Consider the following 14998-nt stretch of genomic DNA (forward strand, 5'->3'; position numbering starts at 1 on the left):
TTCGTCAATAACTAATATGATTAACATTTCCACTTCTATTTTCGAAAGAATATTTCGGCTAATCTTGCATATAATATAAAATCAGCCGTTTTTTCTGTAGAATTGCAAAAACCTATTTGAACTGTGGACAAGAACCATATATGTATTACTACCGTGATAAAGATGCCAGAGAAATTGACATTGTTCTGGAACATGATGGAATGCTGAATCCTTTGGAAATCAAAAAAATCTCTAATCCAGGTTCCGAACTCACTAAAGTATTCGCACTTCTTGACAAAGCTTCTGTTCCCCGGGGAAAAGGTGCAATTTCAAAATGCCATCACACCGGATACTCCAAGTGTGATGGCATTTTGATTTACGGATGGGTAATTGAATGTTCCCGCCGGGGTATCACAGATACTGGCTAAACTCTATCTTTTCCTTATTCGGTCCCTTAATTGTGAAAAATCTGACTCCGTTTTCCCAGAATGGTAAAAAATGGATCGTATCCCTGGTGGTATTTAAACCAGCATGGTTGATCAGTTCATATACTTTTTCGATGTCTTTTACATCAATTGCAACGTGATCTATAGCGCCTGATTCCATTTTAGCAGCTTTATTCTCATATGTCTCAATTACCAGATTATTCAGCTTGAGGAATGCAACTTTCTCATTTGCTTCCTCGTTGACAGTTTGCAAAGCGACCTCAAATCCAAGCCTTCTATAAAATTCAACGGTTGTTTCTATATCATTTGTAGGAATTCCCACATGCTGAATTCCATTTAACTGCTTCCTTAACATTATTTCTCCTCCTTTTTTTCTCATATAACAGCCCGGCTTCAGCCAGTTTTTCTAAAATCCACCTCTTTTCCTCTTCCGTCTCAACTGGAATCTGCAATTCTCCATATGCAAAATCCGGCAGGCTTAAGACTCCAAGCATGGATTTCGCGTCCACAATATAGCGTCCATAACAAAGATCCACATCGCAGGAAATTGATTCTGCAATACTGACCAATTTACTTGCATTCTGCATAGTTCCCAATGTTACTTTTATTTTCATCGCTTTCACACTCCTACGCAAACAGACTAATCACAATAGCACAGACCAGACCTGTAATTCCAATAATGGTTTCCATCATGGTTCAGGATTTCAAAGTCGTTTTCTCATCAATCTCAAGAAGGGAACTGATTTCCCATTCCGCAGTCCTGAAGCACCCAGCGGACAATTCCGCCGCCAGTAATTACCAGTAGGATTTGTCCTGTAGGGCGCAGGGAACGGTCCAGAATTTTCTTTAACTGCTCTCCATCATATCCCTGTTTTTTTCCAAGGAAGTACATGGCACACAACACAGCAATGATCAGCGCTACAAATGGAGTTCCCAGAAATTCCAGCACTGGTCTCGCCGGAGCAATACCAGGAATATAAGTTGAAAATGTGTTACACAAAATCAGTACCAATGGTACAAGGATAATACATAACACTGTAGAAAACTTCGGAAGATTTCCTTCTTCGGCTTCCCGAACTTCCTGAATATTTGAAGGAAGTCCTGCATCAATTTTACTTCCGATAAATTTTGACCATAAAATACCGGCAAAAATCAGTGACAAAATTCCAACAGGCACACCTACTGCGATCATAATGCCAAGATCCACATTCAGCATATTTGCCACCAGGACAGAGCCTGCTGATGGCGGAATAAATGCAAAGCCTGTGGCAAGTCCAGCCAGAAGAGGGATCACATAATATAAAGTAGATTTCTTTGTCTTTTTTGCAAGTCCGAATGCCAGTGGAATGAGAATCACCACGCCAGCCTCAAAGAATACGGTTGTACCAACTACCAGCCCTGTGATTCCCAATGCAATTCCAGATTTTTTCTCACCGAATTTATTGATCAAAGTCTGGGCAACACATTGTGCACCTCCTGATACTTCCAGGATTCCTCCAAACAAAGAGCCAAGTCCAATTAATAGGACAATTCCCTGCAAGGTATCCCCCGCACCTTTTTCCACTGTACTTACCAGGGTTGGAACCGGCATTCCGGCTCCAAGCCCAATAACCAATGCTGAAATCAGCAGTGATAAAATCGGATGAATCTTAAATTTAATGATAAGAAGCAGAAGCAATATAATGCCTGCCCCTGCCGCGATCAGCAGTCTGGCTGACTCTGCCACAAATACCGGTTCTGTCATTTTGTATTTCCTTCCCAAATTTCTCATTCAATAGTCTACAGTTAAACAGATAACAACACCCGCATTTTTGCTATCCTATATTCGGGACTTATCAGCATAGTGCATCCCAGATAAATTTATTACGCTGTAACATATTTATGAATTGTAGCTCTCACAGTTCCCGGCCCTGCGATCATTTCCCTGAACATGTTCTCAATCTTCTCTCCCACACCAGCTTTGTAAAGATCTGTGAAAAACAGGCGCTCGTTCGAAAGAATCGGCTTCAGCTGATCCTTAAAAGTCTCAGGCTTTCCAATAACAATATCCTTTAACTGTTCCTGAAGCTCTTCATTCATCGGATCTGGTGCTAGTTCGTATTTATTCCCTGCATCATCCACTGCCAGCATATATCTTAACCAGCCCGCGATTCCAAGAGGAATTGCTGTGAGCTTAGATGCATTCCCGAATCTCTTCACATATGCCTTTACAGTCTCTCCAAAACGGATTCCAACCATCTGGGATACATCCACAGCAAGACGAAGGTTGGTATCGCCAAGGTATTCATTTGGGAAACGATCGTTAAAAAGCTCATCCACAAATGCCTGTGGGGAAAGGATTCCAGGATCAGCAACTACCGGAAGACCCTCACCATAGGCTACCATACGTGCCATTTTCATCATGTCTTCATTTGTATTCAGCATATGGGCAAAAAGGTCATATCCAAGAACCACGCCAAGAGGACCAGTTGCAGAATGAACCGGATTCAGACATACCGTTACTTTCATTCTCTCAGAAAGATTTACTGTATTTCTGTCTGCCATGTATACGCCGAAGCCTTTTTCCAGAGCAGGACATCCATTGGGGAAACTGTCCTCGATTACAAGATACTGTGGTTTCTCAGCATTTACAAATGGTGCAATGTATGTTTTCTTGCTTGTAATAACAGGCTGCATGCTTTCTACGCCAAGCTTCTCAAGGTCAGCTGCAATCTGCTCACTGGGACGAGGTGTGATCTTATCGATCATGGTCCATGGGAAAGCAACCACTTTCTCATCACTTACATAGCTTATAAATCCATCATCTACAAATCCGGCTTTCTTCCATTCTTCTGTCATAGTCAGCACAGACTCACGAAGCTTCGCACCATTCTGGGAGCAATTGTCCATGGATACAAGAGCGATCGGATATTCGCCTGCTTTATATCTCTCGTAGAGCATTGCCACCAGAACTGCCATGGCACCTGTGGCCTTATCCGGACCATTCTGGATATCAGCCTGTACAAATGGGAACCAGGTTCCGTCAGCTTTATGTAATGTATATCCTTTTTCCGTGATAGTAAAGGATACCATCTGAAGGGATTTACTGGTAAAAATTTCTTTCAGACGGTTCCACTGAGCCAGTTCTGAAGACTGAGCCTTTACAGCTTCTGCCAGAGCGCCCAGAACCTTATATTCACGGGTTCCGTCTCCATGAAGGATTACATTTAATCCAAGATTGTCATATGGTTCATAAATCTTATCCACTACATCATAGTCAAAGGTCTCCACACAGGTGATTCCTCTGTCCAGAATTCCCTCTTCCAGAAGTCCGTCTGCAATACCACCGATAAATACGCGGAAAATATTGCCGATTCCAAAATGTACCCATACTGGAGCTTCTTTCGCTCTTGCGGATACTTTCTCCACATTATAGCCAGGAAGCTGGATTCCTGCCTTTTCCCATGCTTCACGATCTTTGATTCCGTTTAACGTTAATTTCATGTTCTGTTCCTCCTCGATTTTCTTCTTGTACAGATCTGATTCTCAATCCCAATCTGTTTTGTTGTTCTTTATTTTTCTTTTTGTTTTAACTTATGTGTATGTCTTAACTGTAAGTTGAGTATATATCTTTTTTTCAAAAAAATCTATTGACAGAAATTCTAATTTTTATTTCTAATTTTTGTATGGTTTTACCAGTAGTTTTCTGCTTATTGCTTTTTTAACTGTTCTATACTAAAATGCAAGTAAGACTTAACATTATCTGATAAAGTAAAGATTACGTGATTACTGTTCACTTCATAGTCTGCAATACAAGCTTTGTTACCAATGGACAGTAACATTACCTATTTGAATATTTATTAGCAGTCACTAACCTTATGTTGTACTAAAGACATAACCAGGAGACCATCATGAGTGAAAAAGGATTAACCACCATTGCTTTAAAGAAAATAAACCGTTCCAAAATTTACCAATACATTTACCGGAGCAAACTGACCTCAAAGCTACAGATCGTTCAAGATCTGCAGATGGGTCTGTCTACTGTCAGCCAGAATTTAAATCTTCTGGAAAATGAAGGGCTGATTGAGAAAAATGGTTACTTTGATTCCACCGGAGGACGAAAGGCCAATGCCATTCAGATTGTTTCGGATTTCAGAATTTCCATTGGTGTTGGAATATTAAAAAATATGTTTCATATCACCGCCATTGATCTGTACGGAAACACGGTCTATACGGATACAATTCCGCTTACCTACTCAAACACAGCTGCGTATTACCAGCAGATCACTGACAAAGTCAAGGACTTTATTGAAAAAAACCAGTATCCGGAAGACAAAATTCTTGGTGTTTCCATTGCTACCCAGGGAATCACCTCCCCGGACAATACCACTGTTATTTACGGAAACATTATGAACAACACCGGTATGCGTCTGAAGGATTTTTCCAGGCATCTGCCCTATCCCTGCCATCTGGAGCATGACTCCAAATCAGCTGCTTTTCTGGAATTATGGAATCATCCGGAGCTTGACAGTGCTGTTGTTTTTTTATTGAATCGAAATCTTGGCGGTGCCATTATCACCAATCACCAGATTCACCAGGGATGTTCTATGCACAGCGGAACAATCGAGCATATATGCGTCAACCCTGACGGACCGCTTTGCTACTGCGGAAACCGGGGCTGTCTGGAAACCTATTGCTCTGCCAACTCCTTGGAACAGGCCAGCGGCATGACTATAAAGGAATTTTTTCCTCTTTTAAGAGAAAAAAAATCCCCCCAGCTTATACAAATCTGGGAGGATTATCTGAAACATCTGGCTTTTGCAATGAAAAACCTGAATCTGGTTATTGATGCACCCATCATTATCAGTGGATATCTGGCACCTTATTTTACGGAAGATGACACGGATTATCTGCTGCGGCAGATCAATTCCATGACTCCATTTGAGCTGAAAGAAGAACAGATTCTCGTGGGCACACATGGGCAGTATACACCTGCGATCGGGGCTGCACTTTTTTATGTGAAGGAATTTATCCAGTCAGTTTGACACTAAAAAAGCTACTGTTCACTCTGTGACCAGCAACACGCTTCGGGATGCACAGAAATCATGCATTCGCATGATTTCGCGCCGAGGTTCTCGTTTTTTCTGTGAGCTTTGCTTACAAAAAACACCTCGCAGAATGTTACCAATAAACAGTAACCTAAAAAATCAATGCAAAATATGTAATTACACATTTTTCTTGACAAAAGTTTTCGCTCTTATTATAATTACCGTTGTTAATTAACAGTGGTAATTATTTTTTTGTAAGGAGAAATAACTATGGACATTGAACTTATCAAACGTATGATGGATGCCTGTTATCAGGGCAAGCGAATCCGAGATATGCTGCCGCCTCTGCCAGATGGAGTTGCATCTTCTTTTATTCAATATCTGGATATCATTGAAAAACTGGAAAAACAGGGTATTCGAGTGAAGATATCCGATGTAAGTGACGCTCTTTCCCTCCCACGTCCCGGTGTAACCCGTACAGTGAAGGACATGGAAGCCAAAGGCTATGTGAAAAAGCTTGCATCTGCAGAGGACGGCCGGATTACCTATCTGACTGTTACAGAAGCCGGAAAAGCCCTTTCAGAGAAGTACAACAAACAGTACTTTACTATTCTATCCGGTTATGTAGACAGTATTCCAGAGGAGGACATTCTGTGTACCATCCGGACCATGGAGAAATTTTACAAAATTATGTGTGAAAGGAGAATTGACCTTGACAAATGAAAAAAATGATTTTACACAGGGAAGCATTCTGAAAAAGCTTGCCCTTTTTATGCTGCCGATTCTTGGTGCCCTTATACTGCAGGCAGCATATGGTGCAGTAGACCTTCTGGTAGTTGGACGCTTCGGCTCTACATCCGGGCTGTCTGCTGTTTCTACCGGCAGTCAGGTATTGAACCTTGTGACTTTTGTGGTAACACAGTTTGCTATGGGAATCACAGTCCTCATAGCCCGCTATCTTGGCGAAAAAAAGCCGGAACGGATTGGCTCTGTTATTGGCGGTGCTGCAGTTGTTTTTGCTGTCATTTCTGCCATACTTTTTATTGTAATGATTGCTTTCGCCCACCCTATTTCCGTGCTTATGCAGGCTCCTGAGGAGGCTGTTTCACTTACCACAAGCTATGTAAGAATCTGTGGAAGCGGTATTTTCTTCATTGTTGCCTATAACCTGCTTTCTGCTATTTTCCGCGGGCTTGGTGACAGTAAATCGCCGCTTTTATTCGTTCTGGTAGCCTGTATTGTAAATATTTTCGGAGATTTATTTCTGGTTGCAGGGCTTCATCTGGATGCCGCCGGCGCAGCTCTCGCAACCGTTTTCGCACAGGCGGTCAGTGTAGTATGTGCGATCGTCATCCTGCTGAAAAAGAAGCTTCCCTTTTCCATCAAAAAATCCGACTTATGTTTTAATTCCCAATGTAAACGTTTTCTGGGAATCGGACTGCCTCTGGCTCTCCAGGAATTTCTTACCCAGATGTCCTTCCTGGCACTTTGTGCATTTGTAAACAGATTAGGGCTGGAAGCCTCCTCCGGATATGGGGTTGCCTGCAAAATTGTAAACTTTGCCATGCTGATTCCAAGCGCACTGATGCAGTCCATGGCATCCTTCGTTTCCCAGAATGTAGGAGCGGGAAAGCCGAAGCGTGCAAAGCAGTCCATGTTCACCGGAATCGGAGTCGGACTGCTATTCGGATGTCTGGTTTTTGTTCTGATTCTATTGAAGGGCAATGTACTTGCCAGCCTGTTCTCAACTGATGCATCAGTTATCCAGAAAGGCTTTGATTATCTGAAGGGCTTCGCTCCTGAAACAATTTTAACAGCAATTATGTTCAGTATGGTAGGTTATTTTAACGGAAATAATCAGACCTTGTGGGTTATGTTCCAGGGATTGTTTCAGACACTTCTGGTACGTCTTCCAATGTCATATTATATGAGCATTCAGCCTGCTGCCAGCCTGACAAAAATCGGTCTGGCAGCACCTGCCTCCACACTGGTAGGCATTTTGCTTAATGTAATTTTCTTTCTGTACTTCAACAAAAAAATCAATAACAGGCAATAAGTAAAAAAACAGTCCCCTACGCAGTCTGTAAAATGTACTGCGTTGGGGACTTATTTTATGACGGGGTTATTCTTATTATGCCCGTTCTGCTTTCTTTTCAGTTTCCGGTTTTTCCAAAAGCTTCTTAATACCCTGGATTGCAACCAGCACGCCAAGTATTAACAGTAATACTGCAAATATCAGCTGTAAAGAATTTCCAAGATCCAGACCTGTTGTTACAAATGCTTTGGAAAGCTTTACAATTGTCATTCCAAGTGCGGTGAAGGTAACTGCCATCATAAATACCATTGGTACCCAGAGCATCCAGCCCTGACGCTTGGTTTTCTTTAAAAATACGGCGCAGGCTACCAGTGCCAGTACAGATAACAGCTGGTTTGCAGAACCAAACAGTGGCCAGATTTCCGCATATCCAACCTTGGTAAGCAGGTAAGCAAGTACAAGTGTAATGATGGTTGCAAAGTATTTGTTTGTTACCACTTTCTGGAATGGACTCATATTTTTCTCATCTGTGTCGGAATCAAGGAAAAATTCCTGGAAGGACAGACGTCCTACTCTGGCTACAGAATCAAGAGATGTAAGCGCAAATGCGGATACTGCAAGGTTGATCAGAGTGAACACAAGGGAGTGAGGCAAACCGATCACAGAAAGGAAGTTTGCAATCGCACCTGCGAAAATCTGTGGCTGGGTGGTAAGTCCCTGTGCAGCTGCCTCTCCTTTTCCAAATGATGCAACTGCGATCAATGCGATGATTGCAAGCATACTTTCCATAAGCATTGCACCAAAGGAAACTGGAAGCATGTTCTTTTCATTTTTAATCTGCTTGGAAGCAGTACCGGAAGATACCAGAGAGTGAAAACCGGAAACTGCACCACAGGCAATTGTTACAAATAAGATTGGGAACATGTACTGTCCATCTACGTTAAAGCTTGTAAACGCCTGAAGGTTACATGCCGGGTTTGCTGCAAATACACCGATAACAGCGCCCACGATCATGAAAATCAGCAGATAGCTGTTCAGATAATCACGTGGCTGAAGCAGCGCCCATACAGGAGCTACACTGGCGATCAGAATATATACAAAGATAATAATGTGCCAGGTTCCAAGGCTTACATACATTGGGAACTGCAGTCCCAGCACAATTGCTGCAACCAACAGCACAATTGCAAAAGCAGTATTTACCCATTTATTGAACTTTGTGTATTTCAGGAAAAATCCAAGTCCAACTGCTTCAAAAATGAATAACATGGAAGTTGTTGCAACAGCTCCGTTTGCCACTACCTTTGTCACTTCTCCTGCATCATTTGTAGCAAATCCGTTAAAGGTTCCGGCTACAACATCTGCGAATGCCGCAACAACCAGAATACAGAACAGCCAGCAGAATAAAAGGAATAATTTTTTTCCAAGTTTTCCAATGTACGCTTCAATAATGTATCCAATTGTACGTCCTTTGTTCTTTACAGAGGCATACATAGATGCAAAGTCCTGAACTGCTCCAAAGAACACACCACCGATCAGGATCCAAAGAAGTACCGGAAGCCATCCAAAAATGGCAGCCTGGATTGGTCCATTGATCGGGCCGGCACCGGCAATAGATGCGAACTGATGTCCAAATACTACATTGGTATCAGCCGGTACATAATCAACTCCATCCTCCATTTCGTAAGCCGGAGTTTTTGCTTTCGGGTCAATTCCCCATTTGTTCTGGAGGTAACGGCCATACAGAAGATAGGCGCCGCCCAGAACTACGATAGCGATTGCCATCATCATAATTCCACTCATAATCTTTCTCCTCGTCTTTCATTTGTAGTCAAGTGGTTAATATATATAAAAAACGCCCTTGCTATCCAATGGATAACAAAGGCGGAATTTCCGTGGTACCACTTTGCATTATCGTATCTATTACTAAACACGACCACTCACTGCTGTCTGTATAAACAGCTTCTTCTGTAACGTGAAGACTACGTCCCGGCTTACTGAAATTAGTTATTATTTTTTCAGCGGGATGCTCCCAGGTGATACCACAAAATACCTTCTGCCGCCTCTCACCAGTCTGCGGCTCTCTGTGTTCCGGTTATCTTTTGTAATTTGTCCTGTTCAATGCATTTCTCTTTATCTAACTAAAGTTTTACTACTTTTTTTAGAAAATTACAATACATTTTTTGTATATATTATACGATTTTATCAATCTATTTTTGTACATTTTCACTGACCGGTATCAGTATCTTCAGATCAAACCAATTCTCCTTTGTGTCAATGGAAACAGCGCCATCATATTTATTTACCGTATAGCGGATACTTTTCAGCCCATAACCATGAAATTCTTTGTCCCGCTTCGTTGTAATAAACGCTCCGCCCTGGTAATTCAGTTCGGTATCATAATAATTTTCAAACCGGAGAAGCAGAAAGTTTTTCTGTTTTGAGACACTGACGTGTATTAACCTTTTTTCTTTATCCGGAATCTTCAATTCACATTCAATGGCATTATCCAATGCGTTTCCAAAAATACTGCAGATATCCATAACCTCCATAAAATCCAGCAGGGTTCCATCTGCAACGCAGGTAAAGGTTATGTTATTCTTTGCGCAATAAAGACTCTTGGTAGTCAGCACAGTATCCAGCACTTTATTTCCTGTTTTGTTCTGGTTTTCATATTTCTTTATATCTGCTTCCATTTTATCCAGAAATTCTTCTCTTTTCCCAGAATCAGTTTCACTTCTTAGCACAGCGATCTGATGCTTCAGATCATGATACTTATAATTGATCAGCTCAATGCTTTCTCTTGACTGCTTGTATTGGGCATACTGATTCTGAAGCACATTCTGCACTGCCTCCAGTTCTTTTCTCACCCGAAGCTCACAGCACTGTATCAAATGTGCATATAGAATTGCAATTCCTGCAACATCTACTATAGTACGGATATTCCCTATTTCAAAAGAATATCTGCCTGTAAATGGCGTGTTCACATTCACATAACTCATATTGCTGACAGCAAATACAGCAATACTAATCAAGAGTCCGGAAAAATATTCCCTTCTGGTGATTTCCATCTGTCCATCCTTTGGCAGATGAACATGGAGAATTTTGTACAATATCACTACAATCACACCATAAATCAGAAGAATTGCCATTCCCTGCTGCCACCAGGACATCCATGCTTCTTTCCCTGTATAACACAGGATCTGCCACCCGGCAGAAGCCATAAATTCAGCTGCTACAAAAGCAATCATTCCAAAATATGCCGCATCTGTCAGCCTGATCTCACAGCAGCAAAAAACAAAAGCAACCATCAGAAAAACCGCAAATATCATACAGGGGATCCAAAAAATCAGTCTTACCCCACCGGTAGAAATCAGAAATACGCTCTGTATTCCAAATGCACCTGCCACAAGACAGCCTGTTACAGCCGGTGAAAATCTTTTTTTGAAAGGCAAAATAAAAATCAGACAAGCCATCCACTCTGCAAGTGCCGTATAAAGTCTTGGAATATCCGGCAGATAATGTTCTGTCATTTTATCACCTCTCCCCAATATCTGGTCAGGGCTTCCATGAAGACCTTTCTGCGTGCACGGCTCAATGTCAGATTTTCTCCCTTCACCAAAGCACATCCATCCTGGATTCGTTCCACATGCTGGAGGTTGATCAGATATCCCTTATTTCCACGGCAGAAATTCATCTCCGAAAGCTTTTCCTCCATCTCCTTCATTTTCCCCGTTGTCTCATAGTTACCCAGTATGGTATGGAGTATCAGAGTATGTCCCTGACTTTCAATATAATAAATATTTGCAACATTAATCCTGACCATGCCGCCCTTCATATTCACCATGATGATCTTCGTTTCCCGCTTTTTCATTCGGCTGATAGCACGGTTAAGTCTCTGGGAAAATGCGAAATAGGACACCGGCTTCAGTACATAATCCAGCGCATCCACTGCATATCCTCTGATTGCATATTGTGCCATATTCGTAATGAAAATGATCACAACCTCTGTGTCAATTTTGCGGATTTCTTCAGCTGCAGACATTCCGTCCATGAATTTCATTTCCACATCCATCAGAATAATATCGTACTGGGATTTATATTTATTTACAATCTGATCGCCGTCTGAATAGACTGTAATGTCAAACATCTCTTTGTTCTCTTCTTCATATTGATGCAGAAACTGCTGAAGCTGCTTTGCATACATTTCTTCGTCTTCCACAATTGCAATGCTGATCATGCCAGTCCTCCTTTTTTCCTGTTATTACGCCTCCTTTCATAATAAATAATTTTCCCTCACTCTGCAAGACAAAAATCGCATAAAAAAATCCCCCTTTTTTGCTCTGGAAATTTTACAGATTCCTTGCTCTGCTTATTCCAGATTTAAAAGGGGGACTTATGTCTCCAGATTACTGTTTAATTATTCGTTTACAGCCTGTTTTTTCTTTTTTCTCCAGCGTACAATTACAATTGTATCAACTACAATAAGAACAACTGCAAGAATCACGTCAATCATTACAAACAGTTTTGTCATATTGGTCATTCCGGTTGCCGGATTTCCATCTGCATAATATCCGCTGTTTGCTACTGTATAAAGGATATTTTTGCAAGCCTGACGCATTGCAAGAACTGCTGTTGCGCTCTCGTCTGTCAGTTTGTTGGACTCTGCACTGTTAAATCCAAGCATCAGATCATTTCCGTTTCTGATACAATGATCGGTGATCATGTAACCATAGGAACCGTCATAATCGGTTTCTACCATTCCAACAAATCCCCATTCTCCACGGAGCACGTTGTTCAAAAGCTCGTTGTTTGCACAGCTTGGTACTGTACCGATCCAGTTGAAGGAGGACATAACTGCCATTGCTTTTCCTTCAAAGCCCTTTGTTGCAAGCTCGAATGCTTTCAGATATCCTTCACGGATTGTCTGCTCGGAAGCAAATGTGAGAAGGAAAGAGCATCTGTTTGTTTCCTGATCATTTAATGCAAAATGCTTCATGTATGGATAAACACCCTTGGTGGCTGCTCCATTCATTTCATTTGCTGCCATGTATCCAGACAACAGACTGTCTTCTGAATAATATTCGAAGTTACGTCCTGCAAATGCTGTACGGTGGATGTTCATAGCCGGGCCGTACCATCCGTAGTTGTCAGCATCTACATATTCCTGTCCCATAGAAACGCCGATTTCATTTGCAAGTTCTTTGTTCCAGGTCTGAGCCATAAGAACTTCAGATGGATAAGCAGTTCCATATGCCTTTGTGATGAAGTTGTTTAATCCGGCAGGTCCATCACAGTCAGATGTGGCAATTTTACCTACTGATTTGATTTCTGCGGTCTGCCATCCACCAACATTGATCAGAGTAGCCATATCTTCGAAGCTGAGCTGGTCTAACAGCTTATCCCAGTCTGCATCGTCATAATCTTTTCCGGTAAGGTCAGCAAGCTGAAGTCCGTTGTCTGCTCCCATTGCCGGCATTTCATCAGAATCATTGTTATATTTGGTTCCATCGTAAATGCCAAATACATTCTCTTCTACGGCTGCCCTTGTCTCGTCGCTCATTACATAAGCATCCTCTTCCGGCACACCGCATGCTTTGTCATAATTTGCAAAACCGTCCTCACGGGAAAGCTGCTCAAAGTCGCCTCTCGCATAATCCTCAAACTGGTTTGTTGCAACAGTTTTGTCGGAAGAACGACCATCTTTGCTGTAATCAATATCTTCATCAACGGTGAACTTCTCTTCACCAAGAACTGTATGAGAGTCTGAACGAAGAGAAATTGTGTATTCGCCAGCCTCTAAGATATAACCGCCTCCGGAGATCTTAATACCTTCAGAATCATAGGAAGCCATATCTTCTTTGTTGATGGTAAAGGATTTTGTCTGGGATTCTCCTGGCTCAATAGAATCTGTTTTCTCGAAAGCGATCAGGTTTGCTGCTGCTTTCTCGATTCCACCGTTTGTGTAAGGTGCTGTGTAATAAATTTCCACAACATCTTTTCCTGCAACAGAGCCAGTGTTCTCTACCGTTACATCAAAGGTGACAGTATCTCCGTTATCCTTGAAATTCTCAATCTGTTTGTCAAAGGTTGTGTAGCTGAGTCCATATCCAAATGGATACTGTACCATATCCTCATACTTGATAAGACCCTCTTCAGCTGCTGTTTCATAGAATTTATATCCTACATAGATTCCCTCTGCATAGTTTACAAATCCCATGCTTCCTTCGTAAGCCGGATCATTTGCTGCAATCTGCTCTTTCAGATCTTCTACGTTTGTATAAGCATTCAGGCCCATATTATTGTAGTATGGAGTCTCTGTCAGATTCTTTACAAAGGTATCTACTGTTTTTCCAGATGGGTTTACAGAACCATTGATGATCTCGCCCAGTGCTTCGAAGCCAGTTGCACCTGCTCCAGGAGCAAAGATAACCGCACCGATCTGCTCATATTTGTCAACCCAGTCCAGTTCCATTGCATTATTTGCGTTTACAACTACAATAACATTGTCAAACTGGGAGCATACTGTATCCAGCATATCTTCCTCTGTGTTGGAAAGCTCAAGATAGCTTTCTCCCTCGTCGAAGTCATCATAGTCTCCATTGTTTGTGTAGCTGCCTTTTACATATCCGTAATTGTCTGGGGAAACAGATACTTCTTCTGCTTTCTTTGCATAGCTTCCATCAATTACAGATTTCATGTCGGTTGGAAGGTCTGCACCCTCTCCACCGGAACGTCCGATTACAACTACAGCTGTGTCAGAATACTCTTTTGCTTCGTCCATCAGACTGTCTGTGTAATAATCCTTTGTCGGCTCAGGAAGTGTCCAGTCCTGCTGTGCCATAGCAATTGTAGGACGGTCAGCTCTGTAGTCAGTATACATCTTGGTAAGAGACTCGTTTGTCTCATATCCGGCATCCTTTAAGGACTGCAGAATACCGATTGCTGTGGAAGAATCAGAAGATCCTGATCCTGTTCCGCCAAACAGCGGGTTTGTAGAATCCCAGCCGAATACATTCAGTTTCTTTGTATCTGAGGAAAGAGGTAAAATACCATCGTTTTTCAGTAACACCATTCCTTCTTCAGCAACCTTCTGAATGGTTGCACGGCTCTGGTCTGTAGTCTCTTGTGCAAGTACTACTTTCTTTGCGTTTAAAACACTTGATACGTTGTTGTACATCGGTCCGTAGCAGATTACATTTACAAGCACTGCAACAATTGCAATAAATGCAATGGCAGCCTGCCAGCGGATCACATGACGGAATCCCTTTTTGGCTTTATGAGCCACAACCATTACTACGATCATCACAACAAGTAAAGCAAGGATTGCGATAACGTAGCCGATCAGCTTCTCAATATAGGATGTAAGGTCAGCCTGACTTACACCGAGACTGCTGAAAACCGGGCTCAGTAAATTTACTAAAAATCCTGTCATAATCATTTCCTCCCTTTGTTATTTGCAGGAGCATTTTATCATATTTCAGCAGATTCTGCTGTATTTTACATAAACGGTT

The 14998-nt window shown here is 41.9% G+C and carries 12 protein-coding genes and 1 other annotated feature; of the genes, 4 read left to right on the forward strand and 8 right to left on the reverse strand.

Annotated elements, in window-relative coordinates:
• The first annotated feature begins 116 nt into the window (after positions 1 to 116).
• Positions 117 to 407, forward strand: coding sequence for a DUF4143 domain-containing protein (locus tag AB5618_RS11340; protein WP_368366741.1), 291 nt, complete (start codon positions 117 to 119; stop codon positions 405 to 407).
• Here the strand turns inward: AB5618_RS11340 and AB5618_RS11345 are convergent.
• From AB5618_RS11345 to AB5618_RS11360, 4 genes are all read right to left on the reverse strand, one after another.
• Positions 391 to 780 carry a VOC family protein gene (locus AB5618_RS11345; RefSeq protein WP_148461055.1) on the reverse strand — a complete coding sequence of 130 codons (390 nt, stop codon included), beginning with the start codon at positions 778 to 780 and terminating at the stop codon, positions 391 to 393. The genes AB5618_RS11340 and AB5618_RS11345 overlap by 17 nt on opposite strands.
• On the reverse strand, positions 728 to 1039 hold the full coding sequence (locus tag AB5618_RS11350; protein ID WP_368366742.1) for an HPr family phosphocarrier protein: 312 nt from the start codon (positions 1037 to 1039) through the stop codon (positions 728 to 730). Before AB5618_RS11350 ends, AB5618_RS11345 begins: the two co-directional genes overlap by 53 nt.
• Positions 1040 to 1152: 113 nt before the next feature.
• A complete protein-coding gene (locus tag AB5618_RS11355; protein ID WP_368366743.1) occupies positions 1153 to 2169 on the reverse strand; it encodes a GntP family permease in 1017 nt (338 codons plus the stop codon).
• A gap of 119 nt (positions 2170 to 2288) precedes the next feature.
• Entirely contained in the window at positions 2289 to 3908 is a 1620-nt protein-coding gene (locus AB5618_RS11360; protein WP_368366744.1) for a mannitol dehydrogenase family protein, read from the reverse strand.
• 407 nt (positions 3909 to 4315) lie between these two features.
• Here AB5618_RS11360 and AB5618_RS11365 point away from each other — a divergent pair, with 407 nt between their 5' ends.
• From AB5618_RS11365 to AB5618_RS11375, 3 genes are all read left to right on the forward strand, one after another.
• Positions 4316 to 5449 carry an ROK family transcriptional regulator gene (locus AB5618_RS11365; RefSeq protein ID WP_187565109.1) on the forward strand — a complete coding sequence of 378 codons (1134 nt, stop codon included), beginning with the start codon at positions 4316 to 4318 and terminating at the stop codon, positions 5447 to 5449.
• 273 nt (positions 5450 to 5722) lie between these two features.
• A complete protein-coding gene (locus tag AB5618_RS11370; RefSeq protein ID WP_173773987.1) occupies positions 5723 to 6175 on the forward strand; it encodes a MarR family winged helix-turn-helix transcriptional regulator in 453 nt (150 codons plus the stop codon).
• Positions 6165 to 7508 (forward strand): MATE family efflux transporter, encoded by a 1344-nt coding sequence (locus tag AB5618_RS11375; protein ID WP_347087772.1) that lies wholly within the window; start codon positions 6165 to 6167, stop codon positions 7506 to 7508. The genes AB5618_RS11370 and AB5618_RS11375 overlap by 11 nt, the downstream gene beginning before the upstream one ends.
• A gap of 75 nt (positions 7509 to 7583) precedes the next feature.
• Here the strand turns inward: AB5618_RS11375 and AB5618_RS11380 are convergent, their stop codons facing one another.
• The 4 genes from AB5618_RS11380 to AB5618_RS11395 all read right to left on the reverse strand — a co-directional run bounded on the left by AB5618_RS11380 (position 7584) and on the right by AB5618_RS11395 (position 14919).
• Positions 7584 to 9287, reverse strand: coding sequence for a carbon starvation protein A (locus tag AB5618_RS11380; protein WP_368366745.1), 1704 nt, complete (start codon positions 9285 to 9287; stop codon positions 7584 to 7586).
• Positions 9288 to 9361: 74 nt separating this feature from the next.
• Positions 9362 to 9615: a binding site (T-box leader), on the reverse strand.
• A gap of 79 nt (positions 9616 to 9694) precedes the next feature.
• The gene (locus tag AB5618_RS11385; RefSeq protein ID WP_368366746.1) at positions 9695 to 11017 is read right to left on the reverse strand and encodes an ATP-binding protein; all 1323 of its coding nucleotides are present in this window, start codon (positions 11015 to 11017) and stop codon (positions 9695 to 9697) included.
• Entirely contained in the window at positions 11014 to 11724 is a 711-nt protein-coding gene (locus AB5618_RS11390; RefSeq protein WP_173773991.1) for a LytTR family DNA-binding domain-containing protein, read from the reverse strand. The genes AB5618_RS11385 and AB5618_RS11390 overlap by 4 nt, the downstream gene beginning before the upstream one ends.
• A 180-nt stretch (positions 11725 to 11904) precedes the next feature.
• Positions 11905 to 14919, reverse strand: a complete 3015-nt coding sequence (locus AB5618_RS11395; protein ID WP_173773992.1) for a glycoside hydrolase family 3 C-terminal domain-containing protein — start codon at positions 14917 to 14919, stop codon at positions 11905 to 11907.
• Positions 14920 to 14998: the final 79 nt, after the last annotated feature.

The sequence above is a fragment of the Ruminococcus sp. J1101004sp1_RTP21198st1_B9_RTP21198_201120 genome, from assembly GCF_040924245.1.
Classification (GTDB): domain Bacteria; phylum Bacillota; class Clostridia; order Lachnospirales; family Lachnospiraceae; genus Blautia_A; species Blautia_A faecis.

Excerpts from the sequence above, each read along its gene's own strand:
- AB5618_RS11345 (WP_148461055.1), bottom strand. The coding sequence starts at position 780 with ATGTTAAGGAAGCAGTTAAATGGAATTCAGCATGTGGGAATTCCTACA.
- AB5618_RS11350 (WP_368366742.1), bottom strand. The coding sequence starts at position 1,039 with ATGAAAATAAAAGTAACATTGGGAACTATGCAGAATGCAAGTAAATTG.
- AB5618_RS11355 (WP_368366743.1), bottom strand. The coding sequence starts at position 2,169 with ATGACAGAACCGGTATTTGTGGCAGAGTCAGCCAGACTGCTGATCGCG.
- AB5618_RS11360 (WP_368366744.1), bottom strand. The coding sequence starts at position 3,908 with ATGAAATTAACGTTAAACGGAATCAAAGATCGTGAAGCATGGGAAAAG.
- AB5618_RS11365 (WP_187565109.1), top strand. The coding sequence starts at position 4,316 with ATGAGTGAAAAAGGATTAACCACCATTGCTTTAAAGAAAATAAACCGT.
- AB5618_RS11370 (WP_173773987.1), top strand. The coding sequence starts at position 5,723 with ATGGACATTGAACTTATCAAACGTATGATGGATGCCTGTTATCAGGGC.
- AB5618_RS11380 (WP_368366745.1), bottom strand. The coding sequence starts at position 9,287 with ATGAGTGGAATTATGATGATGGCAATCGCTATCGTAGTTCTGGGCGGC.
- AB5618_RS11385 (WP_368366746.1), bottom strand. The coding sequence starts at position 11,017 with ATGACAGAACATTATCTGCCGGATATTCCAAGACTTTATACGGCACTT.
- AB5618_RS11390 (WP_173773991.1), bottom strand. The coding sequence starts at position 11,724 with ATGATCAGCATTGCAATTGTGGAAGACGAAGAAATGTATGCAAAGCAG.
- AB5618_RS11395 (WP_173773992.1), bottom strand. The coding sequence starts at position 14,919 with ATGACAGGATTTTTAGTAAATTTACTGAGCCCGGTTTTCAGCAGTCTC.